Raw genomic sequence first — 25,778 nt, 5'->3', positions numbered from 1 at the left:
AATCTTTAGCCCAACACAGTCAAACTAGACTCAGATTCTAGTATGCTCCTAATGATGAATTACATTAGCAATGTTTATGCTGAATCTATCTGGAAAAAATGCCCTAGTTACAGGTATTGCCAACAACCGTTCTATCGCTTGGGGAATTGCCCAACAACTGCACAAAGCCGGGGCTAATTTGGGCATTACCTACTTGCCAGATGACAAGGGTAAAATGGAAAAAAAAGTTTCTGAATTGGTAGAACCGCTCAGTCCTAGCCTATTTTTGCCCTGCAATGTTGAAAATGACGAGCAAATTCAATCTACTTTTGAAACCATCCGGCAAGAATGGGGGAAAATAGATATTTTAGTGCATTGTTTGGCCTTTGCAAAAAAAGAAGATTTGACTGGAGGTTTTAGTCAAACTTCTCGTTCTGGTTTCAATACAGCTTTGGAAGTTAGCACTTATTCACTGGTACAGTTAAGCGGTGCAGCTAAACCTTTAATGACTCAAGGCGGAAGTATTATTACTCTTACATATTTAGGAGCAGTTAGAGCAATTCCTAACTATAATGTCATGGGTGTGGCTAAAGCTGGTTTAGAAGCCAGTGTTCGTTACTTGGCAGCAGAACTTGGTCCTGAAAATATTCGCGTCAATGGCATTTCTGCAGGTCCCATTCGCACCTTAGCATCTTCAGCCGTGGGTGGTATTCTAGATATGATTCATCATGTTGAAAAAGTCGCCCCTCTCCGTCGCACCGTTACTCAATTAGAAGTAGGGAATACTGCGGCTTTCTTGTGCAGTGATTTAGCCAGCGGTATTACTGGACAAATCCTGTATGTAGATGCAGGTTATGAAATTATGGGAATGTAGGGAATGTAAGGGATGTAGGGGATGTGGGGGATGTAGGGATGTAGGGAGAAAGAATTTTTCCAATGACAACTGACAACTGACAACTGTACGGGCGAAGCATTTGGAGAACTATTTTTGGCAATGACCGATAATTTATCTTCCAAATGCTTCGCCCCTACTGACAACTGACAACTGACAAATGACTAACCAACAAACTTCTCGGATAGCTTCAGTTCACCGCACTACTGGTGAAACAGATATTTACGTTACTATCAATCTTGATGGTACAGGGATATGTAAAGTTTCTACAGGTATTCCTTTTTTAGATCATATGCTCCATCAAATTGCCTCCCATGGGTTATTTGATTTGGATATTCAAGCTCAAGGTGATTGGGAAATTGATGATCACCACACTAACGAAGATGTGGGAATTACTTTAGGACAAGCTTTATTTCAAGCTTTGGGGAATAAAAAGGGAATTGTCCGGTTTGGGAATTTTCTTGCGCCTCTAGATGAAGCTTTGGTACAAGTTGCTTTAGACTTTTCTGGTAGACCGCATCTGAGTTATGGTTTAGAAATTCCTACTCAACGGGTGGGAACTTATGATACCCAGTTAGTGAGGGAGTTTTTTGTGGCTGTGGTAAATCATAGCCAAATGACGTTACATATTCGCCAATTGGATGGAATTAATTCCCATCATATTATTGAAGCTACATTTAAAGCCTTTGCTAGAGCCATGAGAATAGCGGCAGAAATTGATCGCCGGCGGGCAGAAACAATTCCTAGTTCCAAAGGAGTGTTATAAAAATCCTCAGCATCGGTTAATCTGTAGTTAGCTCTAAATAGTCAGTAGTTGGTAGTTTCATAGCCATGAATTCTGTTGTAGACAACCCCGATTATCAACAAAATCCCCTAGATCAACAACCCGTAGTCCTGACTTCTGAATTGCGAAAGGTCTATCGCACGGGATTTTGGCTCAATCAAAAAGTTGTATCGCTCAAAAACTGTTCTTTACAAGTGTACCCAGGAGAAACCTTTGGTTTGTTGGGTCCCAATGGTGCGGGTAAAACCACGCTGTTAAAATTGTTGCTGGGAATTATTCGCCCTACATCTGGACGGGGCTTATTGTTAGGTAAACCCATAGGCAACGCTAAAGTCAAGCAGCATATTGGCTACCTCCCAGAAAATTCCTATTTATATGAATATCTGAGCGGTTGGGAATTTTTGCAGTTGACAGCGGGTTTATTTCAAATTCCCCAAAAGTTACAACGTCAACGCATTCCCCAATTGTTGGAATTAGTGGGGTTATCTCAAGCTGATGCTCGCAAAAAGCAAATGCGGCGCTATTCTAAAGGGATGCTTCAGCGTGTGGGAATGGCACAAGCTTTAATTAATGATCCGGATTTGGTTTTTTTAGATGAACCCATGTCTGGACTTGATCCGCTGGGACGCTACCAAATGCGAGAAATTATTCTTTCGCTGAAAGCATCTGGTAAAACCATATTTTTTAATAGTCATGTGTTGAGTGAAGTTGAACAAATTTGCGATCGCGTGGCTATTCTTGCTCAAGGAGAATTAATCTGTTGCGGTTCTCTCAATGAACTTTTAGACAACCAAAGCACATATCATGTTAAAGGTCAAGGTGGAGATGGGGAAATCTTGGAAAAATGGATAGGTAATTTAGAATTTCGGGCTGATGGTTATTGGCACGGTATACTCCAAGAAGATTATTATGATTTTCTGTCTAGTTTGAGATTAATGGGGGGAAAAATTATCACTATGAATCTGTCACGTCAATCTCTAGAAGAGTTTTTTATCCATCAAATTCAAATCCGAAATCATCCCCTTAATTAGCACAAAAAACTAGAAAATAAGAGGAATAAATCACCCATAAGTAGTAATTTTTGCGAATTATTTGATCATTCTAAAAATCAGTTACTTATGTGTTAATACTTCCTGATCAATTTAGGGCTATGACTGTACTATCAGTTGATAAATTTGTTGTTAATATAGGATCGAAAATTGTTATAAGTTAGGAAACTTAACCTGCAAGAAGCACTGAAAATATTTCCTAACCTCAAAGAAGATTTAAAATCAAATTCCTTACGCAACAAATTATTTATGTCCGGAAAACTAAAGATTTATTAGAAAATAAAATTGTTGAGTCACTATGATTCTTCAGTATACTCGATGTTAAAATGTTTCAGAATAACTGTAAATATCGTCATTTTCAATTCTCAGGTAAATATGCTTAATAAAGATTTGTGTAAATTTCTCACCCATTCAACTATGGGTTTAGCATTGTTAACAACAATGAATATCGCTTTACCATCCGTGAGTTTAGCTCAAAAACAGCCAGTAAAATCAACATCCAGCATAGCTACAGATTATTTATTGGGCGGCGGCGATCGCATCCGTGTTAATGTATTTGAAGTACCAGAATATACAGGCGAATATCAAGTCCCTCCCGGTGGTTCAATTAATATGCCTTTAATTGGCAGTATCCCTGTTTCGGGACTAACCACAGAACAAGCTGCTGATACAATCGCCAGAAAATATGCTCGCTTTCTCAAACGTCCCCTGATTTCCGTCAACTTATTATCACCACGTCCCATCAATGTGTTTGTTGCGGGAGAGGTAACAAGACCAGGTGCTTATACCCTCAGCTTAGAAGGAGGAGCGGGAAATAACCCCGGTGTCCAATATCCAACGGTATTAGCTGCATTAACCATAGCCCAAGGGGTAACACTGGCAGCAGATGTGACTCAAGTACAATTACGCCGCAAGGTAGGACGTTCTGGAGAGCAGACAGTCTCCTTGGACTTAAAGGAATTAACGCAAACAGGCAGAATATCCCAAGAGATTACTTTACGAGATGGAGATACCATCGTTGTTCCCACAGCTACCAGTTTGAATGTGGCTGAAGCCCGAAATTTATTTGCAGCTAACTTTGCTGCCAGTCAAACTTCACCCCGCTCAGTGGTGGTAATTGGTCAAGTTTACCGTCCTGGTTCTTATCTTGTTACCGCTGGAAATGCAGGTGGAGCAGAGGGTGGTGGTGCTGGTGGTGGTTTACCAACTGTAATGCGGAGTTTACAACTAGCAGGGGGAATTACGTCCATTGCGGATGTGCGGAAGATTAAATTACGCCGTCCTACCCGAACTGGTACGGAACAAACTATAGATATTAATCTATGGGAATTACTACAAAGCGGTGATATCAATCAAGACATTGTGGTGCAGGATGGAGATACAATTGTCATTCCTACAGCTACGGACATTAGTGCCGCCGAATCTACCCAATTAGCAACAACAACTTTGTCCCCAAATACTATTGAAGTGGGTGTAGTGGGTGAAGTCAAAAGACCAGGGGCAGTTAGACTACAACCGAATAGTTCTTTAAATCAGGCATTATTAGCGGCTGGTGGTTTCAATGATAGTAGAGCTAGTAGAGGAAGTGTAGAGTTGATTCGCCTCAACTCCAATGGTACTGTTAGTAAACGTCCAGTTAAAGTGGATTTAGCTAAAGGAATTAACGAAGAAACCAATCCGATCCTTCGCAACAATGATGTTGTCGTGGTTGATCGCAACGGTTTAACCAAAACTGGTGATAGAGTTAATACTGTAGCTGGTCCTCTAGGTACTATTTTGGGGATTATCAGATTATTCACTGGATTTTAGCTTAAACAGTAGAAGCCTCTCACCTACCCGATAGGGAGGTGATGAGATGAATACGCGTGAGTGACTTTCTTGACTAACGAGCAAAATTGAGCGTGAGCGAAATTAGCAATGTTGGTCGGTGTTAGCGAAGCGGCACGAAGTGCGGAATGAACACTTTCTTGACTTTTTCCGAATATTTGATATAATTTCACACAGTAGGTGTAACTCAATTAAATGCTGAAAAGCAGCCTATCAAAAAAGTTAAAAATTATCTCAAAAAGTCCCTAGGGCATAGGGCTTTAAAGCTCGGTCAATGTCTTCATAGAAGAGTCGCCGAGAAGCCCACACTCACCTGAAGGGGAGTGTGTGGAGTATGTCACAGATCTGGTGAGAATTAAATGTACGTGACTTGAAACCCTTGTAGAGACGTTCCATGGAACGTCTCTACGATCTTTTTCGGAGATGTCTATTATACATCTGAGTTTATTTTTTCAGCAATTCATCATTAGAGGTGTAGCAATCGCCTATAATGCGATCGCAGGTTTATCATTTTATAGTTACTGATTGGGAAATTACGCACTTAACCCATTTTAATTTACAGTTAATGCAAGCTATAACCCTAATAATCAATTCTGCCCAAAGCTGAAGGAGGAGAATAATTCAATGGATCCAATAATTTTTATCATATTTTTAGCTCTAGTAGGTTATGCCTTGGCATCTGCAAAGATGGTAAATCAAGGGAATGTCGCCTTAGTTGAACGCTTGGGGCGGTATCATCGCAAACTTAATCCGGGAATCAGCTTTATCGTTCCTATTCTTGATCAGATTGTGATGGAGGATACAACCAGAGAGCAGCTTTTAGATATTAAACCCCAAAATGTCATTACTAAAGACGGAGTTTACTTAGAAGTTGATGCAATTCTTTACTGGCGCATCAAAGATATTGAGAAAAGTTTTTATGCCATTGATGATTTACAACAGGCTCTGTCCAACTTAGCCACAACTACCCTCCGGGAAAATATCGCTCAGAATTCTTTAGAGGATACTAATATGTCTAGAGACGAGGTAGACCGAAGCATATTAGGCGTATTAAATTCAATTACAGCCGCTTGGGGAATTGAAATTATCCGTTTAGATATTCAGAGCATCACTCCACCGGAAAGTGTCCGCAAGTCAATGGAAGCTCAACAAAACGCACAAATTCAGAAAAAGTCAGCTATAGAAGCCGCAGAAGGGGAACGACAAGCGGCAGTTAAACGAGCGGAAGGAACTAGAACATCTATAGAAATAATTTCAGAAGCCTTGCGGAATCATCCTGAAAGTAAGGATATTTTAAGGTATCTTGTTGCCCAAGATTATGTAGATGCTAGTCAAAAATTAGGTGAAAGCAATAATGCCAAAATTGTCTTTGTAGATCCTGCTAACTCAACAGAAATGTTTCAGGAATTGATTTCTGATTCAGTACAAGAAAATCATGGTAAAGCCAATGGTAACAGTAATGGCAATGGCAAAGGTAACGGTAACGGTAACGGACTTAATTAGGGAATATCCCTCTTCTGTCACTTTCCCTAAATGAAACGGTGTAACCATTGCCATACAACCCACATTCCGCACCCCAAACTGTCACAGATCAAAAAAGCCCTTAAAGTAGTACATAATAACTAAAGTCAATTCAAAAATTAAGATGCTTAATGATAATAAATAGCATTAAAAGCGAAATGGTGTGAGAAAGTGAAACTTGGTAACAAAAGAAAAAAATGAATTGATAACCAAATAAGAAATAATTGATAACAACAGAAGTATTAGAGGAAACTGTTGTGAAATTAAAACCTCAAGAAATAGAAATTGAGAACATAGACCATCTAGGGATAGTAGCAGGAATCATAGATTCAATCGGAATAGTAGAAATAATAAATGAATTAATAGGAGTCGAAAAAGACGAAAAAGTAAATGCAGGTCAAGTGGTAAAAGCCATGATAATAAACGGGTTAGGATTTGTCTCCAAACCGTTATATATGTTTCCCAAATATTTTGAAACAATAGCCTGTGAGCATTTAATAGGAGCAGGAGTAAAACCAGAATATCTCAACGACGATAAATTGGGGAGAGTCATGGATAAACTGTTTATAAAAGGCTTAGATACAATCTTTTTTATCATAGCCTTAAAAGCTGCTCAAAAATTTGGAGTATCACTATCAACATCACATCTAGACTCATCATCAATGCACGTGCATGGGCAGTATAACACTAGCTTACCATTCGTAATATTTGAGAGTCAAAAAGTAGGAAATAACCAAGAATTAGAAGAATTAGCAGTAAAATCACCAAAAGAAATAACCATCACCTACGGTTATTCTCGTGACCATCGTCCAGACTTAAAACAGTTTATCATAGAAATGATATGTTCAGGAGATGGAGACATACCAATATTTTTAAAACTAGCATCGGGAAACCAAGCTGACTCATCATGTTTTGGTAAAATAGCAGTAGAATATCAAAAACAATTAGAAGTTAATAGTCTCATGGTTGCTGACTGCGCCTTATATACAGAATCAAACCTGAAAATGATGTCAGATTTACAGTGGTTATGTCGAGTACCATTAAGCATAAAAACAGCAAAATCATTAATATCAACATTAGCAGAATCAGAATTTATTGATAGTACAATACCAGGATATAAATTAGCATCAAAAATCCAAAATTATGCAGGGATAGAACAAAGATGGTTAGTAGTGCAAAGTCAAGAAAGAAAAGAATCAGACCTGCATAAGCTCACACAAAAAATTACCAAAGCAGAATCAAAAGCTGTGCAAGATTTGAAAAAGTTATCACAAGAGAGATTTGCATGTGTTGCAGATGCTATCAAGGCATTATCAAAATTATCAAAACAATTCAAATATCATCAAATTCACGAAAGTACGGTGACTCAAGTAAAATCTAATAAAAAAGATACTTCAGGAGAAATATCCTATCAAATATCAGCTACAGTCTCCCAGGATGAAAGTAAAATTAATACAGAATTGCTGAGTGCGGGACGTTTTATTATTGCGACAAATGTTTTAGATTCAAAGGAACTAAGCAATGATTCTATGCTCAGGGAATATAAAGCTCAACAATCATGTGAAAGAGGGTTTGGTTTTCTCAAAGACCCATTATTTTTTGCCGACAGTATTTTCCTCAAAAGTCCTGAGAGAATAGAGTCTTTGGGAATGATTATGGGTTTATGTCTACTGGTTTATACTTTGGCTCAACGTCATATTAGAAATGCTCTTTTGGAGTCTAAATCAACAATTAAAAATCAATTAGGCAAAGCAACTAATCGTCCTACTTTACGCTGGATTTTTCAATGCTTTCAGTGTATTCATTTGGTTACACTCAATCAGGAGAAACATATTTATAATTGGAATAAGGACAGAGATTTTATCTTGAGTCTTTTACCAGATGATTGTTTACGTTACTATCAATTAGTCAGCTAATTATCATCTCTATCAATTTAATTTCTATGAGTAAAGATGAGCTAATCTCTTTGATTTATAGCTCCATTTTACTATGTCTATAATTTCGTTTTTTACTTTAATTGATTAGTCTAACTTATAATTGTTTCTTGAATATCTTCTTTCGCTTATCTATTGACCTCTCCAGGTGGTGTGCATTCTTATTGCTTCTTATTGAGAATAGATTTTGATGACATTTTTGGTGATTTACTGTTTCTCAAATGCCTTTTTTCACTTTATCTGTTTGTTTTGATGCTCCCTTTGATTTTCATCTCCGTAATTTCCCTCTGTAACATTTTGGGGTGCGGAATGTGGGTTTTAAATCAATTAATCTATTAGAAGATGCTTGTAAAACAACTACAGCAATATTAAACTGAGACAAATTTTGCTGAAAAGATAAATTTCTATCAACCGTAATAAAAACATCAAATTCCTGTTCTACTAAAGCCAGTAGTTTACCATTTTTAGTTCCCGCCCATCCCATTTGGGGAACTGTTTTGATTTCATAACCTACAAATTCCTTAGTTAACTTGCGGTCAATACATTCATCTAGAAGCAGTTTCATTTTAAGCTACCTTGTTAATCATTTCTTTTCCTGCTTCTTCTAAGAATGTAATGACTTGTTCCCTAGTAACAGTGGGAAAACCATCTAAAAAATCATCTATTGAATCTCCTGCTGTTAAATAATCTAAGAGTGTTTGTATAGGAACTCTTGTTCCCGTGAAAACAGGAGTACCACTCATAATTTCAGAAGAGACACTTATAACTGAAGGATGATTGGACATTGTAATTGTATTTGATATTTTCAAGTTATATTCCTAGTTTAGCTATAAATAGGAGTAAGCGTGATTCCTGCGCTGCGCTATCTATTCAGGCTAATTTTTCATCGCTAAGGTTAATCCGTCGGCTATGGGAACTAAACTCAGGGTAATTCGGGAATCTTGATGTAGTTTGCGATTTAAAGCCCGAATTTTATTAGTTTGATTATCCTGTATTTCTGTGTCTGCAACTTTACCTGACCACAACACATTATCAATGGCAATTAGTCCACCGGGGCGAATTAATTCAAGACATTGCTCATAATAATTATCATAGTTACTTTTGTCAGCATCAATAAAGGCAAAATCAAAAGTTCCCGTTTCCCCGGCTGTTAATAACTTATCTAATGTTTCCAAAGCTGGGGCAATATGCAAATCAATTTTATCAGCTACTCCCGCATCTTGCCAATAACGTCGAGCTACACTGGTATACTCTTCACTAACATCACAGGCGACTATTTTACCATCTGCGGGTAAAGCCAAAGCCACTACTAAGGAACTGTAGCCAGTAAATACACCGACTTCTAAAGTTTTTTTTGCTCCTATCAGTTTTACCAGCAATGCCATAAATTGCCCCTGTTCAGGAGATATTTGCATTTGGGACATTGGCATTTGAGCGGTTTCTTGACGCAGTTGGGTTAAAATATCCGCTTCTCGCAGGGAAACTGAAAGCAAATAATCATATAGGCTTTGTTCTAAACCCAGGGTTTGTTTTGACATGATTTATGTTTATTAATTATTTTATGATAGTTCTTCCTCGTCAAGACTATAATAACAAATTTAAAATCAAATGTCAACCCCTCAATTCTCTTTTAAAGCCGATTATTTTGCTAATATGTTAGTACGTTGCATAACAATAGTTGGTTGAAGGGTTCTTGATGACTGTTTATATTATTCGTCCTAAGACGACATCGGTAGCACGTTCTTTAAAATTAGCATCGAGAAAATTCACTCCCGAAAGTCGTCCCTCACAAGTTGCAGAAGTGGTGAGTTTTTGGAAAGAAGATTCTGGATATCAAGAAATAATTAGTTATTTGGAAGATACAGATACAATTAGCGAATATCCAACTTATTCAAATATTACAGGTGCTAAAATTGTTGATATACCTGATGAAGAAGTTGAACAACTACGGCAAGATTTACCTAATGCTTTAATTTTACGGGATTTGCCAATAGAATTAATTAAACCAGACAAAAGTACGGCAGTTTCTAAAACCACTCTCAGCATAGATGAGCTTTGGCACTTAGAAGCCATATCTCTGAATTTAGCACGTCAAAAGGGATTTACAGGCACAGGGAAAAATATCACTGTTGCTGTTTTGGATACGGGAATTGAAGCAACCCACACAACATTACAAGGAAAAGTAATTGCATCTTACAGTCTGAATAACAGAACACAGCAAATTCAAACTATATCTTCTCAAGATACAGAAGGTCATGGTACTCATGTTGCTGGTTTAATTTGTGGAAATCAAGTTGGTGTTGCACCAGAAGCAAAAATCATCAACAGTATTATGTTTCCAAATGGTATGATATCTAACTTCTCAGATTGGATATTTTGGTTTTACTGGTTAGCAGAACAACAAGAAATCAATATTGTCAATATTTCTGCGGGACAACTGGAATGGCACATCTATGGCCGCACCAATTGTTTCTGGTGTGGCTGCGTTAATATTAGAGAGATATCCAACAATGACATACCTGGATTTATTTAATGAATTGCTTTCTAATTGTCAAAATTTAGGACTGGATAAGGAACGTCAAGGTAAAGGTTTAGTTCAAATACCAACTGCACTGTACTAAACACGGTTGGGAAATGGACTTTTAGAAGATTATGAAAAGCCAGATTTGTAGGGGTTTAGCATTGCTCATTGTCAAATTAGGCTAAAAATGTCTTATCTGTTGGCTGACAAACCCCGCCCAGAAATGAATTTCCGGGCTAATAACAAAAGTAAACTAAAGTTTACTCGAAAATTCCTGAGTTATTTAGTCATCTTTAGATGACTTTTGCTATGAGACTGGGAATTCATTCCCAGGCGGGTTAAAGGTTTTACGTTAAGTTGACAACCCCTACTGTAGAATCAAATTATTATGAACCTTAAAGAAGACCAAATTAGTAAAATAGACCCTTTGCTGGAAGAATTTTTAATGAATGCAAGGGGTGATGAAAAGATACGGGTAATTATGACATTGGGTGATGAAAATCAACTCAGGAATAACCAAGCCTTACCAATGCTTGAACCTGGGAATTTTCCTTCACCTATTGCTTATAGACAAGCATTAATTGAACGGCGAAAAAATCAACTTTCTGAAGTTATAGGTAATACAATTCAAGAATTACAAAACTTGTCTTTAAAACCTCTAGGTGGAACAATGAGCCGTGTTGTAGTTGTGGAAGGTTCAGCAACAGATATATTAAATTCATTAGAATTATCTGGCGTAAATAATGTTAGTTTAGATCAATTAGTGGGATTACCGGAAGTTGCACCTGATGAAGCAGTTAATCATTTTGCTCAATTGTATATTAAAATTTTAGGAAGTGACTTAGATCAGAAAACCAAAAAATTAATTTATCAAGCATCTAAACAATATATTCTTAATTATCAAAAGCGATATAATCGGTTGCGAGTTTTGGGAATGCCACAACCTGTAAATTTAGATGATATTTATACAGAAGTCCAATGTTTACAACCTGATGAGATTCGCAATTTTGAATCAATAACAGCTTTAGAAGAAAATTATCGTCACAATAGTAGTCGCAAATTGACTAATGAAAAATCTGCTAGACAAAATGGAATAACAATTGCTAACCAATATGCACATTTAATGATATTGGGACAACCGGGTGCGGGTAAGTCTACATTTCTAAGGAAAATAGGACTAGAAGCACTCAAAGGTAAATCTGGACAAATTCAGGGAGAAATTATTCCCGTTTTACTAGAACTTAAACAATTTACCACAAATGAAGTTAATATATACAATATTATTGAGCAAGAATTTATATCATGTCAATTGCCATTAGCAAAAGAATTTACTAATCAATTATTACGACAAGGTAAATTATTACTTTTATTAGATGGATTAGACGAAGTACCTAATAAAAATTTTGAGCTAGTAATTGATAAAATACAAGAATTTGTTAAGGAATATAAGCAGAATAAATTTATTATTTCCTGTTGGACTGCTGCTTATCGTCAAAAGTTCCAAAACTTCAAAGAATTTATTATTGCGGATTTTGATGATCAGCAAACTCAACAGTTTATTAATAACTGGTTTTATTCAGAAGTTGATAAAAAATTAGGGACTGGGGAAAAATGCTGGAATAAAATAAACAGTGAAAAAGCTACTAGAGAATTAGCCATAACTCCCTTATTATTAACTTTTCTTTGTTTAGAGTATGATGAGTCTCAAGATTTACCAAAAAAGAAAGCTACATTATATGATAATGCTTTAGATATTTTGTTGAGAAGATGGGCTTCTGAAAAAAGATTACCTTATGAACCAGTTTATTCTCAACTTGGGATTGATTTAGAAAAAATCATGTTGGCTGAAATTGCTTATGATAATTTTGCAAAAGATAAGTTATTTTTTTCTCAGCAAGAAGTTTTAAATCAAATTCAAAAATTTCTATCTAATAATGATAATGCACCGAAAAATTTAGATCCTGGGAAAATATTGGATGCTATTACCATTGAACAGGGAATTTTAGTAGAACGTGCAGAAGACGTATTTTCATTTTCCCATTTGACGCTACAGGAATATTTAACGGCACAATATATTGATGATCATCACCTAGTTGAAAAATTAGTTACTAGACATCTGATAGATGAACGTTGGAAAGAGGTATTTTTGTTAGTTGCGGGAGTCATGCGGGGTGGTACAGATGATTTGTCGCTAATTACCTGATTATCCAATGCAAAGAAGCAGCAGTGCGGGTATCACCTGCAACATGGGAAGGAATAGAAGCGCGGATGTTGTTGGTGGGGAATAATTAAAATCCAGGGAGTTTGTGTAGAGATGTTGCAAAGATAAGATTTTCTGAAGAAAGGGCTTATTTGCCCCCTAAAATTAAAGATTATTCTATAAACTTACTCGCGTCAGAGGGGGTATTCATGAGCCGTCCAATTATTCTGGGTATTGTTGGTGATAGTGCTGCGGGGAAAACAACTCTGACTAGAGGGATTGCTCAGGTACTAGGTCCAGAAAATGTGACTATTATCTGTACAGACGATTACCACCGTTACGATCGCACACAACGGGCAGAAATCGGCATTACGGCACTCCATCCTGATTGTAACTATCTGGATATCATGCAGCAACATTTATCGCTGCTACGGACAGGACAGGCGATTCTCAAGCCGGTTTACAGCCACTCCACAGGGACTTTTGAACCGCCGCAATATATCAAACCCACTAAATTTGTGATTATTGAAGGGTTACTAGGTTATTCTACCCGTGCAGCCCGTGATGCTTATGATGTCAAGGTTTATCTTGCCCCTCCTGAACCACTGCGCGCTGATTGGAAGGTGAAACGGGATACTCAAAAACGCGGTTATACTCCAGAACAGGTATTAGCGGAGTTAGATAAGCGCGAACCAGATTCGGAACAGTATATCCGTCCTCAGCGGCAATGGTCTGATATTGTGGTCAGTTTCTATCCTCCCAATGATGAAATAGATGAAACTAATGGACGTTTAAATGTGCGATTGGTGCTGCGTCCTTCCATTCCTCACCCTGATTTTACCGAAATTATTCACGCTGGTCGTAGTGATTCCCAGTCAGCTATCCGCTTAGGATTGGATAGAGATATGGGAAAACCGGTGGATGTTTTAGAGGTTGACGGTCATGCTACTTTGGAACAGGTGAATAAAATCGAACGGATTATGTGTAACGATATGCCGCATTTAAATAGTGTGTGCGATCGGGAAAGTAATCCAGAATTGGGTAAAATTGCAGGTACAACTGGAGAAACACTGCAAAGTTATCCCCTCGCCCTCACTCAGTTAATTATTACCTACCATATGCTCAAAGCTACGCAAATTTACCAGTAAGTAATTCCGGGTAGTATCTACAAAAATCAAAGATATTGTCAAAAAGGAATAATTGTGTCCAAAAATAAGGGATAAATAATGAGTTAGCATTCAGCCCCCAGTCCTCAGCAATCAGCCTTAAAATCTGAAACACAGGTAATTAAATCAATACCCCCTCTTCTTTGCTATTTGCTATTTCTGCTTTTCGCTGATAGCTGATAGCTGATAGCTAAATGCTATGACAATTATTCCCAATTCAAAATTCCCAATTGGTATGACTTATTGCCTGAGAATAGCCGACTTACCGGAAAATGAACGCCCCCGTGAAAGGTTAATGACTCACGGACCGAAAATTTTAGCTACAGCGGAATTAATCGCTATTTTGCTGGGTACTGGTCAAGGACCTGGTAAACTCTCAGCAGTTGGTTTAGGGCAATATATATTACAGCAATTGGGTAAAGGTCAGTGTGACCCCTTAGCTGCTTTACGAAATGTCTCCCCCGCTGAATTAATGGAAATTCCCGGTGTGGGACCAGCAAAAGCGACAACTATCCTCGCTGCAATTGAATTGGGTAAACGGACTTTTTTATCTCGTCCCTCCGACGGAACAGTGATTGATAGTCCCATTGCTGCGGCTGCGGTGCTAAGTCAAGACTTGATGTGGCAAAATCAAGAAAGATTTGCCGTGTTATTATTGGATGTGAAAAATAAGTTATTAGGCACAAAGGTAATTACAATTGGGACGGCGACGGAAACGTTAGCCTCTCCCCGTGATATCTTTCGAGAAGTTATTCGTCAAGGTGCTACCAGGGTAATAGTTGCCCATAATCATCCTTCAGGGAGTTTAGAACCCAGTGAAGCAGATATAGAATTGACTCGGCAATTATTAGCCGGTGCGGAACTGTTAGCTATTTCCATTTTAGATCATTTAATCTTAGGTAATGGCACTCATCAGAGTTTAAGAGAAATTACAACTTTATGGGATGATTGTCCGCAAGTTGATTGATATTTCTACCTTTTTTGTTCTAGGTCTTCTACTGCTTTTTCTGTGCGGGTATTGGGGTTTTTGGGACGCTTAATATTAGGAAATAAGTCAATAGCAAAATTATTCAAAGCTATCCGGGTTTGAGTGCTGGATTTTCCCAAAGCACCTGGTAATACCTTATCTCCCACTGTTATAAAGAGAATAAAGGCAATAAAAAAAAAGGGTATGTATCGTTTCATCTTCAATTCCTCGCTAATTAGAGATTACAATTGATAACTATCCCTATAGAATGCCCAAATTATCATCAAAACAATAACTTACAAATAATATTTTTTCTCAATCTAATATTCAAATAACATGATCTCACAAAAATTTTCAACAGTTAATTTATACTATTTGCCTAAATATGTGCAATTAATGGCGTATAATATTTAAAATCAGGATTTATTGTTAACCATGGATTTTATCACCATTTTAGGATTACTTGCAGGTGGATTAACCACTATTGCCTTTTTACCGCAAATGTTGCAAATATGGCGCACAAAATCAGCGAAAGATGTTTCTTATGTGATGCTGATTGTCTTCATGAGTGGTTTGTTTCTGTGGTTAGTCTATGGGATTATTCTCGGTGCTTTCCCAGTTATTCTCGCCAACGCGGTGACATTATGTTTTAACTTGATTATTCTATGGCTTAAAATTAAATATAGATAACTCTACTAAAAAAACTGTGACATCATCTGTATTTAACTCTGAACGCCTTCTGTTTACGCCCGCAACCCCCAATCACGATGCTATTCCCGTAATTTTCGCCTTTCCTAATGAGTATACGGTGGGGATAACTAGTCTGGGTTATCAGGTGGTATGGGCGACTCTGGCTATGCGTGATGATTTGCAGGTAAGTCGCTTATTTACTGATATTCGGGAACAACTTCCTAGACATCCAGAATTATTAGGTTTTTCTATGTCTTGGGAATTAGATTATGTGAATATTTTTAATCTGTTGGAATCTTTAGAAATTCCGATTCGGGCTAATTCTCGCAATCAAAATCATCCTTTAGTTTTTGGTGGTGGACCAGTTCTCACAGCTAATCCTGAACCTTATGCTGAATTTTTTGATGTGATTTTATTGGGAGATGGTGAAAATCTGCTGGGTGATTTTATAGATACTTATAAAAAAGTCAGAAATGCTGATAGAGAAACTCAGTTAAAAACTTTAGCCCAAGTTCCGGGAATTTATATTCCTAGTTTATATATAATTGAATATATCACACCAGATGGGGAAATAAAATCAATTAATCCTATTTCATCGGAAATTCCCCCAATTATCCAAAAGCAAACTTACCGAGGAAATACTCTTTCTGCTTCTACTGTTGTCACAGAAAAAGCTGCTTGGGAAAATATTTATATGGTGGAAGTGGTGCGAAGTTGTCCCGAAATGTGCCGCTTTTGTTTAGCGAGTTATTTAACTTTGCCTTTTAGAACTGCGAGTTTAGAAAATTCTTTAATTCCCGGAATTGAACGGGGTTTAAAAGTTACAAATCGTTTGGGTTTGTTGGGGGCTTCTGTTACTCAACATCCAGAATTTACAGAATTACTAGATTATATTAGTCAACCAAAATATGATGATGTCCGGTTAAGTGTCGCGTCGGTGAGAACCAATACAGTTACAGTTAAATTAGCTGAAACTTTGGCAAAACGCGATACAAGATCATTAACAATTGCTGTCGAAAGTGGTTCGGAAAAAGTGCGGAAAATTGTCAATAAAAAATTGGATAATGATGAAATTATCCAAGCAGCTATCAATGCAAAAGCTGGTGGTTTGTCTAGTTTAAAACTCTATGGAATGGTGGGAATTCCTGGGGAAGAAGCAGAAGATATAGACGCAACTGTAAAAATGATGCAAAGTGTTAAAAAAGCTGCGCCTGGTTTACGGTTAACGTTGGGATGTAGTACCTTTGTTCCTAAGTCTCATACACCATTTCAATGGTTTGGGGTTAATAAGCAAGCAGAAAAGCGGTTACAGTTATTACAAAAGCAAATTAAACCCCAAGGGATAGAGTTTCGACCAGAAAGCTATAATTGGTCAATTATACAGGCTTTGTTGTCGAGAGGCGATCGCCGACTTTCTCAATTATTAGAATTAACCCGCGATTTTGGTGACTCTTTGGGAAGTTACAAACGGGCTTTTAAACAACTAAAAGGACAAATTCCCGACTTAGATTTTTATGTTCATAGTAATTGGTCAACTGAGAAAATTCTACCTTGGAATCACTTGCATGGACCATTACCTCAGTCTACACTAATTAAACATTTAGCAGAAGCTACCAACTCAGAATTAAATCATCAATAATGCACACAGATACCATATTCTACCAAATCTTCCTCACCTTCCATACTCTATTATTTGAACTACTGGGACAACCCCCAGAAAATGCGGCAGGTTATCAATTTACTTCGGTAGAAGTCAAAGAAAAAGCCTTTCGATTTGATGGGATATTTATGCCAAATAGTGAAGAAAAACCCATTTATTTTGTCGAGGTGCAATTTCAAAACAAACCAGAGTTTTACTGGGAATTAATTACAGAAATCAACATTTATCTCAATCAATATAAACCCGAACAAGATTGGCAAGCAGTAGCTTTATTTGCGAAACGGAGTTTGGATGTAGAGAAATTAACTAATTACCAACAAGAATTAGTCAATAGTGGTCGAATCAAACGAATTTATTTAGATGAAATACCATCAGGGTCAATAGGGATGGGATTAATTGAATTAATTGTCAGTAAAGAAAACCAATCACAGGAATTGGTGAAAACCTTAATGGCAAGAACAAAGACAGAAGTTAGCAATGATAGTGAAAGACAAGGTATTATAGAATTACTGGAAAGTGTTTTGATGTCAAAGTTTTCACAATTAAGTCGTCAGGAGATAGAAGCCATGTTTTTAGTGAGTGATATTAAGCAAACAAGGGTATATCAAGAAGCTAAAAAGGAGGGTGAACAAGAAGGAAGACAAGAAGGAAGACAAGAAGGAAGACAAGAAGGAAGACAAGAAGGAAGACAAGAAGGAAGACAAGAAGGTGAGAAAAACTTGCTGCTGCGAATATTATCGAAACGGTTTGGAAAATTGAATGATAGCTACATCGAAAGTATTAACAGCTTGAGAATAGCACAGCTAGAAGACCTGGGAGAAGCATTATTAGATTTTGGAGATATTAACGATTTAGAACAATGGCTAAAATCTCACACAGAATCATAGATTTAGATAGTTTACAAATGACCCAAATTATTACTCAAGTAGACGCTTTCACTAATACTCCATTCAAAGGAAATCCTGCGGCTGTATGTGTTTTAGATAGTCCAAAATCTGAAGCATGGATGCAAAATATTGCCCAGGAAATGAATCTATCAGAAACCGCTTTTTTAATTAAACAAGATGACGGTTTCAATTTGCGCTGGTTCACTCCGACGGTAGAAGTTCCCTTGTGTGGACACGCTACCTTAGCCAGCGCTCATGTATTATGGTCACAAGGGCATTTATTACCAAATCAAGAAGCGCGTTTTTATACAAAAAGTGGTGTACTTGCAGCGAAACTAGAAAATAATTGGATTCAGTTAGATTTTCCGGTGAATCTTTCTCAATCTGTAGAATCACCTCCAGAATTAAGTCAAGTTTTAGGAGTGAATTGTAAATCTGTTGTCCAAAATTCTCTCGGCTATTTAGTAGAAGTAGAATCTGAGCAATTAATCAGAGAAATGCAGCCGAATTTCCAACAGATGAAAACTCTCACTAAGGCTGATATTATCGTTACTAGCATTGCTGATTCTGACTCGGAATATGATTTTGTCTCCCGCTTTTTTGCCCCCACTTTAGGGATTAATGAAGATCCGGTAACAGGTGCGGCACATTGTTGTTTAGCCCCATTTTGGCGGGATAAATTGGGAAAAGATGAATTTTTAGCCTATCAAGCTTCTAGTCGGGGTGGAGTAGTCAAAGTGTACTATCCTGGAGCAACCCGCGTCTTTATATCTGGACAAGCTGTAACAGTAATGCAAGGAAAATTAACTATAGGTTAAGAATATATGAGATCCCGCAGATCCCCGACTTCTTAAAGAAGTTGGGGATCTTAGTAGACAAGGATTAAGTTAATATTTGTAATTAAATTTTTAGATTTCAGATGACACTTATCGGGCATTATTGACGGTGAACCTCCTTTAATGCAGGAAGTTGGACAGTAAATAAATTGGGGTTTCCATTTTTTATAGGTGATAATGTTAGTAATACCGTCCTAAAGAGGGATGGTGATTTGATAAAAATGTTAGAGTTCAGAAGGAGAAATCCCTGTAAATACTGAATTTTTACATAAATTAACCCATACTAAAAACTCAAAAAATGACCATTAACCGTGCAGCTAATAGAAATTTACTTCAAAAATCAGATTGGCCTGTAAAAGATTTACCAGGATTGAGTGCAGAAGATCAAGCCCAATTAAAGAATTGTGGCATTAATACCACAGAAGAATTAATTAATAGAGGAAAAACTCCAGAAGAGAGAATAGTATTAGCGGGTAAATTACAGGTAAATATCCATTCTGTGAATAAATGGGTTGTTTTGGCAGGTTTAGCCCGTGTTCCCAGTGTAGGAACTCAGTATTGCGGTATATTGCTTCACTCTGGGGTTATTTCCATAGCCCAATTAGCCCAAACTCCGACTCACAGATTACATAGACAAGTTATGCGTTTGCAAGTAGCAACATTGCATAACCGGGATTTGTGTCCAGCAGTTGAATTGGTGCAACAGTGGAGTCATCAAGCGCAAGCAATGGGTAATTAGTCAGTAGGGGCGAAGCATTTGGAAGATAAATTATCGGTCATTGTCAAAAATAGTTCTCCAAATGCTTCGCCCGTACAGTGGTCAGTAGGGGCGAAGCATTTGGAAGATAAATTATCGGTCATTGCCAAAAATAGTTCTCCAAATGCTTCGCCCGTACAGTGGTCAGTGGTAATAATTATTATTGCCTCTTGCCTCTTGCCTCTTGCGTCCTGCCTATTCTTTTGCTAAGACACCGTTAAGGAAAATATCCGCTAGTCCCTCCGCCATTTTTTGCATTTCTTGGGGGGAGGCGTTGGGTTCTATGAGGGTATTATCGGAGAAACCGGCGATCGCAAATAGACCTAAAAAAACTTTAGCTCCAAGTTTGGCATCCATCTGACGATAGATGCCTTTATCTATTGCGGTTTGAAAAAATGCTTCAGCAACATCTGTCATTTTATCAATAACTTCTGTTTGAATGCGATCGCGCAAATCTGGATGAAATTGCACTTCCATAAAGCAAACGCGCATGGTATCGGCGTTTTTTTGTAAATTCCACATCCGCCGGCGCATAACTTGAGCGATCGCCTTATAGCTACCCATTTCGCTGAGTTCTGTCAGCAAATCTGTGAGAATATCTACCCAGCCGCTAGTAGCTACTTCCACCAAAATTGCTTTTTTATTGGCAAAATGACGAAAGAGAGTTCCTTCAGCTACCCCTGCGGTTTGTGCTAAATCACGGGTTGTAGTTCCCTCGAACCCTTTGGCTGCAAACAATCGTTGTGCTGCTTGCAAAATGCGTGTACGCGTCTGCATTTCTGATGATGGAGGAGAACTAAAAATCCGCATAGTAGTTATTTTGATATATTTAAAACAAGATTCGTAGCCCTATTGTGCAACATCAAATGCTAAAAATACAAAAAGCTTAATGGAAGATAACTCTCTTTTTGTTAAGTAGTCTATTTCTCAAGTAATGTAAATTTACTTTAACTTTTGCTTATGCACCAGACAATTTTAAATTTCTTCATGGGTAACGTTAAAAATTCCCCATTCCGGCGGCTATTAGCCACCACTTTGGCATTAATGGTATTTAGTGGAGGATTGATCCCAGAAACAGCTTTAGCCCTGCAAAAATCCCAAAGTTCCATTCAACCTTATCTAGAACAAGTAATTAATCGTCTCACAGAATTTCGCCTGGATAATGGACTGAAATTCATCGTTTTAGAAAGACATCAAGCCCCAGTAGTTTCCTTTCTCACCTATGCTGATGTCGGTGGAATTGATGAACCAGATGGACAAACAGGAGTAGCCCACTTTCTTGAACATCTAGCATTTAAAGGCACAAAACGCATCGGGACTACAGACTATAAAGCCGAAGCACCACTTTTAGCCAAGTTAGAACAGTTAGATAACCAAATCAAAACTGCAAAAGCTAATAGTAAAAAAGATGAAATAGCGCGGTTAGAAACTGAATTTAAATCAGTAGAATCCCAAGCCATCAAATTAGTTAAACAAAACGAAATGGGGCAAATTGTTGAACAAGCTGGAGGTGTGGGTTTAAATGCAACTACTTCCTCCGAAGCTACTCGCTATTTTTACAGTTTTCCAGCCAATAAATTAGAATTGTGGATGTCTTTAGAATCAGATCGCTTTTTAGATCCTGTATTTCGGGAATTCTATCAAGAAAAAGAAGTAATTTTGGAAGAAAGACGGCTGCGAGTGGAAAATTCTCCTATCGGCCAAATGGTGGAAAAATTCATAGATGCTGCTTTCAAAGTTCATCCTTACCGCCGACCGGTAATCGGTTATGATCAAGATATTCGCAACTTAACACCAGAGAATGTTAAGAAGTTCTTTGATGCTTATTATGCTCCCAGTAATTTAACTATTGCGATTGTGGGAGATGTCAATCCTGCGGAAGTGAAAAAACTGGCACAAACTTATTTTGGGCGTTATGCAGCTAAACCCAAACCCCAACAAAAACTACCTGGAGAACCCCAACAAACTGCCACCAGGGAAGTTACTTTAGAATTAGCTACTCAACCTTGGTATTTAGAAGGTTATCATCGTCCTGCTGTGACTGATCCTGATAATGCAGTTTATGAAATAATTGGCAGTTTATTGAGTGACGGCAGAACATCAAGACTGTTTAAGTCTTTGGTAGAAAAACAAAGTTTAGCCCTAAATGCTCAAGGTTCTAGTGGCTTTCCAGGGGATAAATATCCTAATCTCATCTTCTTTTATGCTCTCACATCTCCTGGGAAAACAGTCGATCAAGTAGCGATCGCTTTACGCCAAGAAATTGATAAGTTGAAAACAGAACCTGTATCTGCGGTGGAATTAACAAGAATAAAAACCCAAGCAAGAGCCGGATTATTACGCAGCCTTGATTCTAATTCAGGCATGGCACAACAGTTGTTGGAATATGAAGTCAAAACCGGTTCTTGGCGCAATTTATTTGGGCAATTAGAAAAAATTGCCGCAGTCACTCCTGAAGATATTCAAAGAGTAGCCAAGGCAACATTTACGCCAGAAAATCGCATAGTTGGGAAGTTGTTATCAAAACAACCAGGATAGGAATTCAAAATTGAAGATAGATATGTTGAGGTTAGATTTGAAAAGCAAAAAATTCCAGTTTGCTAAGGGACAAAAATTTGTTTTCACATTGGTGATTGTTGTTGCTTGTTTGCTCGTAAATTTGAATTTTTCTTGGGCAGCAACAACAGCAAAGCATTACGATGAGTTAAAATTTGCCCCCGTTTCCGCAATTAAATTACCCAAGTATGAGCGATATGCACTTAAAAATGGCTTGGTAGTTTATTTGATGGAAGATCATGAATTACCATTGGTAACAGGTACAGCATTGATCAGAACAGGTAGCCGTTGGGAACAACCCGAAAAAGCAGGTTTAGCTAGTTTGGTGGGTTCTACATTGCGAAGTGGTGGCACTAAAAAGCATTCCGCTGATGAATTAAATGAGATATTAGAACAACGGGCTGCGTCTGTGGAAACAGATATGGGAGAGGCTGCTGGTAGTGCTAGTTTTGAAGCCCTGAGTGAAGATCTAGAAATGGCATTTGGGCTATTTAGTGAGGTATTACGAGAACCGGCTTTTGCACAGGAAAAGTTGGATTTGGATAAAACTCAAATTCGGGGTGGTATTGCTCGTCGCAATGATAACCCTAATAGTATTGCTAGTCGAGAGTTGAGAAAATTAATTTATGGGCAAGAAAGTCCCTACTCCCGAACTGTTGAGTATGCAACTCTTGATAAAATTTCCCGTGAGGATTTGCTGAAATTTTATGAACAGTATTTTCACCCCAATCAGATCATTTTAGGGATTGTGGGTGATTTTAATTCTCAAAAAATGCGATCGCTCATTCAAGCCAAGTTTGGTGATTGGAAAGCAAATACTCAAATTGCTAAAACCCCATTACCACAAGTCACACAAGCTAATTTAGGCGGTGTATTTTCTGTTAATCAACCCCAACTCACCCAAAGTAGCGTTTTAATTGGTCATTTGGGTGGAAAATTCGACAATCCTGATTATCCAGCTTTGGATGTCATGAATGGCGTATTAAATGGCTTTGGGGGACGCTTATTTAATGAATTGCGATCGCGTCAAGGTTTAGCTTATTCTGTATATGGAATGTGGAGTCCCCGTTTCGACTACCCAGGAACATTCGTAGCTGGAGGACAAACCCGTACAGAAACCACAGTTCAATTCATTAAATCCCTGGAAACAGAAATTAAGCGGTTACAAACTGCAAATATCACAGTCCAAGAATTAAATAAAGCCAAAGACTCTACACTCAACTCCTTTGTTTTCAACTTTCAAGATCCTAGCCAAACATTATCTAGATTAATGCGATACGAATATTATGGTTATCCCGCTGATTTCCTATTTCGTTATCAAAAAGCCATTACTGCTACTACAGCAGCAGATGTTAAACGGGTGGCACAGAAATACCTGAAACCAGAGAATTTAGTGACTTTAGTAGTCGGAAATCAAGCTGCTATGAAACAACCATTAACTGATTTAGCAGCCAAGGTAACATCAATAGATATTACCATTCCCCGCACTCAACCAGCAGCTAAGAATTAATAGAATTTAATTTAGATCCCCGACTTCTTTAAGAAGTCGGGGATCTGGTTGTTTTAGTTGTTAAGTAGGTAGGCAAAATTAATTATATAAACAATACTGTAGCCAAATTACGAGGGTTCAACGGCTGTAGAAGCATTGTGAATATTTTCTGTTTTTCGACAATTTCTCAAACTCCAAAAAAAATGAGCGAACCGGGTTAAATGTTAGCGAAATATTCTAAAGGAGCGATCGCATATTTTCCCTGTTCATCCTGACTGACTAAACCTAAAGCTAGTAAGTCTCTATCAATAAACAACTTTGTAGCTTTACCACCTGTATCAATCTTATTATTAATCAACTGCATCGCATAGTAGATAGTATCATAAACCCGTTGAGGATTCAAGGCAGTTGAAATAGGTTGATATTTACTAACTGATTCACACAATCGGTAAACACCATGTTCTTGGGATAGGGGATAGCTATAATGTTGGACGGTTCGTGGTAGAAAATACCCGGCAGTAATTGGCTGTTTTTTTGACGGACGCACACAGGAATAGTTGCAATTGCCAATCATATCAGCAGCTACACTCCCAGGCATAAATCGCAGCACATTGAAATTTAAAAAATCTGGATGACAATTTTCAATACCAAAACGAATTGCTTCCATATCATCAGCCAAAGTTGTTGGCTCATAATCAATAATATCAGTTTTACTAGCGTTTAATTTAGCTTTTGGTAATCCTAAAATCAAAAAATAACTACTGGGTAATCCAGCTTTATTCATATCTTCAAAAACTCTGATAACCTTAGTTTGATAATCAAAGGCTTGCTTAATTTGACTAGCAATAGAACCATTGAATTTGTGACTAGCTAATGATACCTCTGATAATGTATGTTCAACTCCAAAAAACATATATACACAGTTGTTTTCTACTAAATAACGCATTTGATCATAGTTAATTTTATCAATTCTAGTATTTGAACCCCAAAAAAATCCCTCTTCTTTAAGAATCTCTGCTTCTCTTTTGGCATCCTGGTCATGAACTGTAAAAGTATCAACATCTAGATAAACTGCCTCATAACCACGTTGTTTTAATTGCCGTAATTGTCTACGCAAGGATTCCGCGCTTAATCTCACAACATGATTACTTTCATTACTTTTATTGCAGAAATGACATCCCCAAGGGCATCCTCGCTGAGTAAAGATTTGGGCTGTTTTTAATTGTCTTCCAGCTAGAGATTTAAAAATATCCATATCATGGACTTGTGGTATATGAATTAAACCAAAATTTTGGTCAATATCATCAAACTTGTTAACTCTTGTTGTCATAGCACGATGAAAAACAATACTTGTATTATGAAAAGAATTAGGTGTAACGCGGTAAAATTTACCATCTTGATTCATAAAACATAATCCTGGTAGATTTTTCATATCTTCATAGAAAGTACCTCTGGCTACTGCATGAGCAATTTCTATAATTGATTCTTCTCCCTCACCATCACAAAAGGCTGTAATCCAAGGTGTAATACGGGCAATATCTTCAGCACTTTTAGTTGCATAACCACCAACTAAAATTGGTACTGTTTCCCGGTGATATTTCTGAAGTTCTCTAAAAATTTTTCTACTATGATCATCAATTTCTGTCCATTGGGTTGTTAGACAACCAGCAAAGATAATTAAATCAGCATTTTTAACTTCATTTAAAACATCATCAATAGTTAAATCAGGACGTTCTAAATCTAGTTGTAAAACTTGACTAAATCCAGCATTAACCAAGCTAGAAGCTAAAACAGGTAAGGCTTTATTAGCTCCGTTGAAGCTTCTGTGTTTAATAAATTCGCCAATCAGTAAAATTTTCACTTTTGTTTATCGACCATAAATCATTTTAGAACCTAGCATATCCATTGATATATTTGATGCCAAAATGCCTATTTATTAACTTTGTTGATATCTCTTTAGTAATTCAAGTTTTCCATAATTTCATCTCCATGAACGGGGTAAAAACAGAATAAAATTGTGGTGGCATACATATATCCTCAGAATGATTTCATAAACTAAATTT

General features: G+C 37.4%; 27 protein-coding genes. 20 read left to right on the top strand and 7 right to left on the bottom strand.

Going from position 1 to position 25,778, the window contains the following annotated elements:
* The first annotated feature begins 76 nt into the window (after positions 1-76).
* Positions 77-853 carry an enoyl-ACP reductase FabI gene (fabI, locus tag HGD76_RS07810; protein ID WP_148764322.1) on the top strand — a complete coding sequence of 259 codons (777 nt, stop codon included), beginning with the start codon at positions 77-79 and terminating at the stop codon, positions 851-853.
* Here fabI and HGD76_RS07805 read toward each other — a convergent pair.
* Complete coding sequence (locus HGD76_RS07805) at positions 832-1,017, bottom strand: hypothetical protein (RefSeq protein WP_168694539.1); 186 nt, start codon at positions 1,015-1,017, stop codon at positions 832-834. The two genes, fabI and HGD76_RS07805, sit on opposite strands and share 22 nt — an antisense overlap.
* A gap of 14 nt (positions 1,018-1,031) precedes the next feature.
* Here HGD76_RS07805 and hisB point away from each other — a divergent pair, with 14 nt between their 5' ends.
* The 5 genes from hisB to HGD76_RS07780 all read left to right on the top strand — a co-directional run bounded on the left by hisB (position 1,032) and on the right by HGD76_RS07780 (position 7,968).
* Entirely contained in the window at positions 1,032-1,637 is a 606-nt protein-coding gene (hisB, locus tag HGD76_RS07800; RefSeq protein WP_168695432.1) for an imidazoleglycerol-phosphate dehydratase HisB, read from the top strand.
* A gap of 65 nt (positions 1,638-1,702) precedes the next feature.
* Entirely contained in the window at positions 1,703-2,686 is a 984-nt protein-coding gene (locus HGD76_RS07795) for an ABC transporter ATP-binding protein (RefSeq protein ID WP_168695431.1), read from the top strand.
* A gap of 393 nt (positions 2,687-3,079) precedes the next feature.
* Positions 3,080-4,513, top strand: coding sequence for a polysaccharide biosynthesis/export family protein (locus HGD76_RS07790; RefSeq protein ID WP_168695430.1), 1,434 nt, complete (start codon positions 3,080-3,082; stop codon positions 4,511-4,513).
* A 642-nt stretch (positions 4,514-5,155) separates the two neighbouring features.
* A complete protein-coding gene (locus tag HGD76_RS07785; RefSeq protein ID WP_168695429.1) occupies positions 5,156-6,034 on the top strand; it encodes an SPFH domain-containing protein in 879 nt (292 codons plus the stop codon).
* A 275-nt stretch (positions 6,035-6,309) separates the two neighbouring features.
* A complete protein-coding gene (locus tag HGD76_RS07780) occupies positions 6,310-7,968 on the top strand; it encodes an IS1634 family transposase (RefSeq protein ID WP_168695428.1) in 1,659 nt (552 codons plus the stop codon).
* 286 nt (positions 7,969-8,254) lie between these two features.
* Here HGD76_RS07780 and HGD76_RS26095 read toward each other — a convergent pair whose 3' ends face one another.
* The 3 genes from HGD76_RS26095 to HGD76_RS07765 form a co-directional block, all read right to left on the bottom strand.
* The gene (locus HGD76_RS26095; protein ID WP_168695427.1) at positions 8,255-8,551 is read right to left on the bottom strand and encodes a DUF5615 family PIN-like protein; all 297 of its coding nucleotides are present in this window, start codon (positions 8,549-8,551) and stop codon (positions 8,255-8,257) included.
* A 1-nt stretch (position 8,552) separates the two neighbouring features.
* Positions 8,553-8,771: a DUF433 domain-containing protein gene (locus HGD76_RS07770; protein WP_168651556.1), complete on the bottom strand. Its 219-nt coding sequence runs from the start codon at positions 8,769-8,771 to the stop codon at positions 8,553-8,555.
* A 90-nt stretch (positions 8,772-8,861) separates the two neighbouring features.
* A complete protein-coding gene (locus HGD76_RS07765; protein WP_168695426.1) occupies positions 8,862-9,524 on the bottom strand; it encodes a class I SAM-dependent methyltransferase in 663 nt (220 codons plus the stop codon).
* Between the two features lie 140 nt (positions 9,525-9,664).
* Between HGD76_RS07765 and HGD76_RS07760 the strand changes: the two genes are divergently transcribed.
* The 6 genes from HGD76_RS07760 (at position 9,665) to radC (ending at position 14,840) form a co-directional block, all read left to right on the top strand.
* Complete coding sequence (locus tag HGD76_RS07760) at positions 9,665-10,519, top strand: S8 family peptidase (RefSeq protein ID WP_168695425.1); 855 nt, start codon at positions 9,665-9,667, stop codon at positions 10,517-10,519.
* Positions 10,440-10,607 (top strand): S8 family serine peptidase, encoded by a 168-nt coding sequence (locus HGD76_RS26230; protein ID WP_168695424.1) that lies wholly within the window; start codon positions 10,440-10,442, stop codon positions 10,605-10,607. The genes HGD76_RS07760 and HGD76_RS26230 overlap by 80 nt, the downstream gene beginning before the upstream one ends.
* 288 nt (positions 10,608-10,895) lie before the next feature.
* Entirely contained in the window at positions 10,896-12,710 is a 1,815-nt protein-coding gene (locus HGD76_RS07750; RefSeq protein WP_168695423.1) for an NACHT domain-containing protein, read from the top strand.
* A 23-nt stretch (positions 12,711-12,733) separates the two neighbouring features.
* Entirely contained in the window at positions 12,734-12,799 is a 66-nt protein-coding gene (locus HGD76_RS26225; protein ID WP_407644810.1) for a hypothetical protein, read from the top strand.
* 117 nt (positions 12,800-12,916) lie between these two features.
* On the top strand, positions 12,917-13,855 hold the full coding sequence (locus tag HGD76_RS07745) for a phosphoribulokinase (protein ID WP_168695422.1): 939 nt from the start codon (positions 12,917-12,919) through the stop codon (positions 13,853-13,855).
* A 253-nt stretch (positions 13,856-14,108) separates the two neighbouring features.
* Entirely contained in the window at positions 14,109-14,840 is a 732-nt protein-coding gene (gene radC / locus HGD76_RS07740) for a RadC family protein (RefSeq protein ID WP_015080602.1), read from the top strand.
* Between the two features lie 5 nt (positions 14,841-14,845).
* Here radC and HGD76_RS07735 read toward each other — a convergent pair whose 3' ends face one another.
* On the bottom strand, positions 14,846-15,058 hold the full coding sequence (locus HGD76_RS07735; RefSeq protein ID WP_168695421.1) for a hypothetical protein: 213 nt from the start codon (positions 15,056-15,058) through the stop codon (positions 14,846-14,848).
* 217 nt (positions 15,059-15,275) lie between these two features.
* Between HGD76_RS07735 and HGD76_RS07730 the strand changes: the two genes are divergently transcribed.
* The 6 genes from HGD76_RS07730 to HGD76_RS07705 all read left to right on the top strand — a co-directional run bounded on the left by HGD76_RS07730 (position 15,276) and on the right by HGD76_RS07705 (position 19,880).
* Positions 15,276-15,530, top strand: a complete 255-nt coding sequence (locus tag HGD76_RS07730) for an SWEET family sugar transporter (RefSeq protein ID WP_168633277.1) — start codon at positions 15,276-15,278, stop codon at positions 15,528-15,530.
* Between the two features lie 16 nt (positions 15,531-15,546).
* The gene (locus HGD76_RS07725; protein ID WP_168695420.1) at positions 15,547-17,169 is read left to right on the top strand and encodes a B12-binding domain-containing radical SAM protein; all 1,623 of its coding nucleotides are present in this window, start codon (positions 15,547-15,549) and stop codon (positions 17,167-17,169) included.
* Entirely contained in the window at positions 17,169-18,077 is a 909-nt protein-coding gene (locus HGD76_RS07720; RefSeq protein ID WP_148766305.1) for an Rpn family recombination-promoting nuclease/putative transposase, read from the top strand. The genes HGD76_RS07725 and HGD76_RS07720 overlap by 1 nt, the downstream gene beginning before the upstream one ends.
* Positions 18,078-18,094: 17 nt before the next feature.
* Positions 18,095-18,895 (top strand): PhzF family protein, encoded by an 801-nt coding sequence (locus tag HGD76_RS07715; RefSeq protein ID WP_168697394.1) that lies wholly within the window; start codon positions 18,095-18,097, stop codon positions 18,893-18,895.
* A gap of 316 nt (positions 18,896-19,211) precedes the next feature.
* Positions 19,212-19,652 (top strand): DUF4332 domain-containing protein, encoded by a 441-nt coding sequence (locus HGD76_RS07710; protein WP_015080608.1) that lies wholly within the window; start codon positions 19,212-19,214, stop codon positions 19,650-19,652.
* 18 nt (positions 19,653-19,670) lie between these two features.
* Positions 19,671-19,880: a hypothetical protein gene (locus HGD76_RS07705; RefSeq protein WP_168695419.1), complete on the top strand. Its 210-nt coding sequence runs from the start codon at positions 19,671-19,673 to the stop codon at positions 19,878-19,880.
* Here the strand turns inward: HGD76_RS07705 and HGD76_RS07700 are convergent.
* Positions 19,866-20,480, bottom strand: coding sequence for a TetR/AcrR family transcriptional regulator (locus HGD76_RS07700; protein WP_168695418.1), 615 nt, complete (start codon positions 20,478-20,480; stop codon positions 19,866-19,868). The two genes, HGD76_RS07705 and HGD76_RS07700, sit on opposite strands and share 15 nt — an antisense overlap.
* Positions 20,481-20,630: 150 nt before the next feature.
* Between HGD76_RS07700 and HGD76_RS07695 the strand changes: the two genes are divergently transcribed.
* Complete coding sequence (locus HGD76_RS07695; RefSeq protein WP_168695417.1) at positions 20,631-22,208, top strand: M16 family metallopeptidase; 1,578 nt, start codon at positions 20,631-20,633, stop codon at positions 22,206-22,208.
* Positions 22,209-22,230: 22 nt separating this feature from the next.
* Positions 22,231-23,736: a M16 family metallopeptidase gene (locus tag HGD76_RS07690; protein WP_168697393.1), complete on the top strand. Its 1,506-nt coding sequence runs from the start codon at positions 22,231-22,233 to the stop codon at positions 23,734-23,736.
* Positions 23,737-23,932: 196 nt separating this feature from the next.
* On the opposite strand, the gene HGD76_RS07685 is transcribed toward HGD76_RS07690, so the two are convergent.
* A complete protein-coding gene (locus tag HGD76_RS07685) occupies positions 23,933-25,576 on the bottom strand; it encodes a B12-binding domain-containing radical SAM protein (RefSeq protein ID WP_168695416.1) in 1,644 nt (547 codons plus the stop codon).
* Positions 25,577-25,778 lie beyond the last annotated feature (202 nt).

The sequence above is a fragment of the Dolichospermum flos-aquae CCAP 1403/13F genome (genome assembly GCF_012516395.1).
Taxonomy (GTDB): Bacteria; Cyanobacteriota; Cyanobacteriia; order Cyanobacteriales; family Nostocaceae; genus Dolichospermum; species Dolichospermum lemmermannii.
The sequence above is the reverse complement of the archived record's forward strand: the minus strand, read 5'-3'. Positions and strand labels throughout refer to the sequence as shown.

Bases quoted from the DNA above. Each gene is read 5' to 3' on its own strand.
- fabI (WP_148764322.1), top strand. From the start codon at position 77: ATGCTGAATCTATCTGGAAAAAATGCCCTAGTTACAGGTATTGCCAAC.
- hisB (WP_168695432.1), top strand. From the start codon at position 1,032: ATGACTAACCAACAAACTTCTCGGATAGCTTCAGTTCACCGCACTACT.
- HGD76_RS07795 (WP_168695431.1), top strand. From the start codon at position 1,703: ATGAATTCTGTTGTAGACAACCCCGATTATCAACAAAATCCCCTAGAT.
- HGD76_RS07790 (WP_168695430.1), top strand. From the start codon at position 3,080: ATGCTTAATAAAGATTTGTGTAAATTTCTCACCCATTCAACTATGGGT.
- HGD76_RS07785 (WP_168695429.1), top strand. From the start codon at position 5,156: ATGGATCCAATAATTTTTATCATATTTTTAGCTCTAGTAGGTTATGCC.
- HGD76_RS26095 (WP_168695427.1), bottom strand. From the start codon at position 8,551: ATGAAACTGCTTCTAGATGAATGTATTGACCGCAAGTTAACTAAGGAA.
- HGD76_RS07770 (WP_168651556.1), bottom strand. From the start codon at position 8,771: ATGTCCAATCATCCTTCAGTTATAAGTGTCTCTTCTGAAATTATGAGT.
- HGD76_RS07765 (WP_168695426.1), bottom strand. From the start codon at position 9,524: ATGTCAAAACAAACCCTGGGTTTAGAACAAAGCCTATATGATTATTTG.
- HGD76_RS26230 (WP_168695424.1), top strand. From the start codon at position 10,440: ATGGCCGCACCAATTGTTTCTGGTGTGGCTGCGTTAATATTAGAGAGA.
- HGD76_RS07750 (WP_168695423.1), top strand. From the start codon at position 10,896: ATGAACCTTAAAGAAGACCAAATTAGTAAAATAGACCCTTTGCTGGAA.
- HGD76_RS07745 (WP_168695422.1), top strand. From the start codon at position 12,917: ATGAGCCGTCCAATTATTCTGGGTATTGTTGGTGATAGTGCTGCGGGG.
- radC (WP_015080602.1), top strand. From the start codon at position 14,109: ATGACTTATTGCCTGAGAATAGCCGACTTACCGGAAAATGAACGCCCC.
- HGD76_RS07735 (WP_168695421.1), bottom strand. From the start codon at position 15,058: ATGAAACGATACATACCCTTTTTTTTTATTGCCTTTATTCTCTTTATA.
- HGD76_RS07730 (WP_168633277.1), top strand. From the start codon at position 15,276: ATGGATTTTATCACCATTTTAGGATTACTTGCAGGTGGATTAACCACT.
- HGD76_RS07720 (WP_148766305.1), top strand. From the start codon at position 17,169: ATGCACACAGATACCATATTCTACCAAATCTTCCTCACCTTCCATACT.
- HGD76_RS07715 (WP_168697394.1), top strand. From the start codon at position 18,095: ATGACCCAAATTATTACTCAAGTAGACGCTTTCACTAATACTCCATTC.
- HGD76_RS07710 (WP_015080608.1), top strand. From the start codon at position 19,212: ATGACCATTAACCGTGCAGCTAATAGAAATTTACTTCAAAAATCAGAT.
- HGD76_RS07700 (WP_168695418.1), bottom strand. From the start codon at position 20,480: ATGCGGATTTTTAGTTCTCCTCCATCATCAGAAATGCAGACGCGTACA.
- HGD76_RS07695 (WP_168695417.1), top strand. From the start codon at position 20,631: ATGCACCAGACAATTTTAAATTTCTTCATGGGTAACGTTAAAAATTCC.
- HGD76_RS07690 (WP_168697393.1), top strand. From the start codon at position 22,231: ATGTTGAGGTTAGATTTGAAAAGCAAAAAATTCCAGTTTGCTAAGGGA.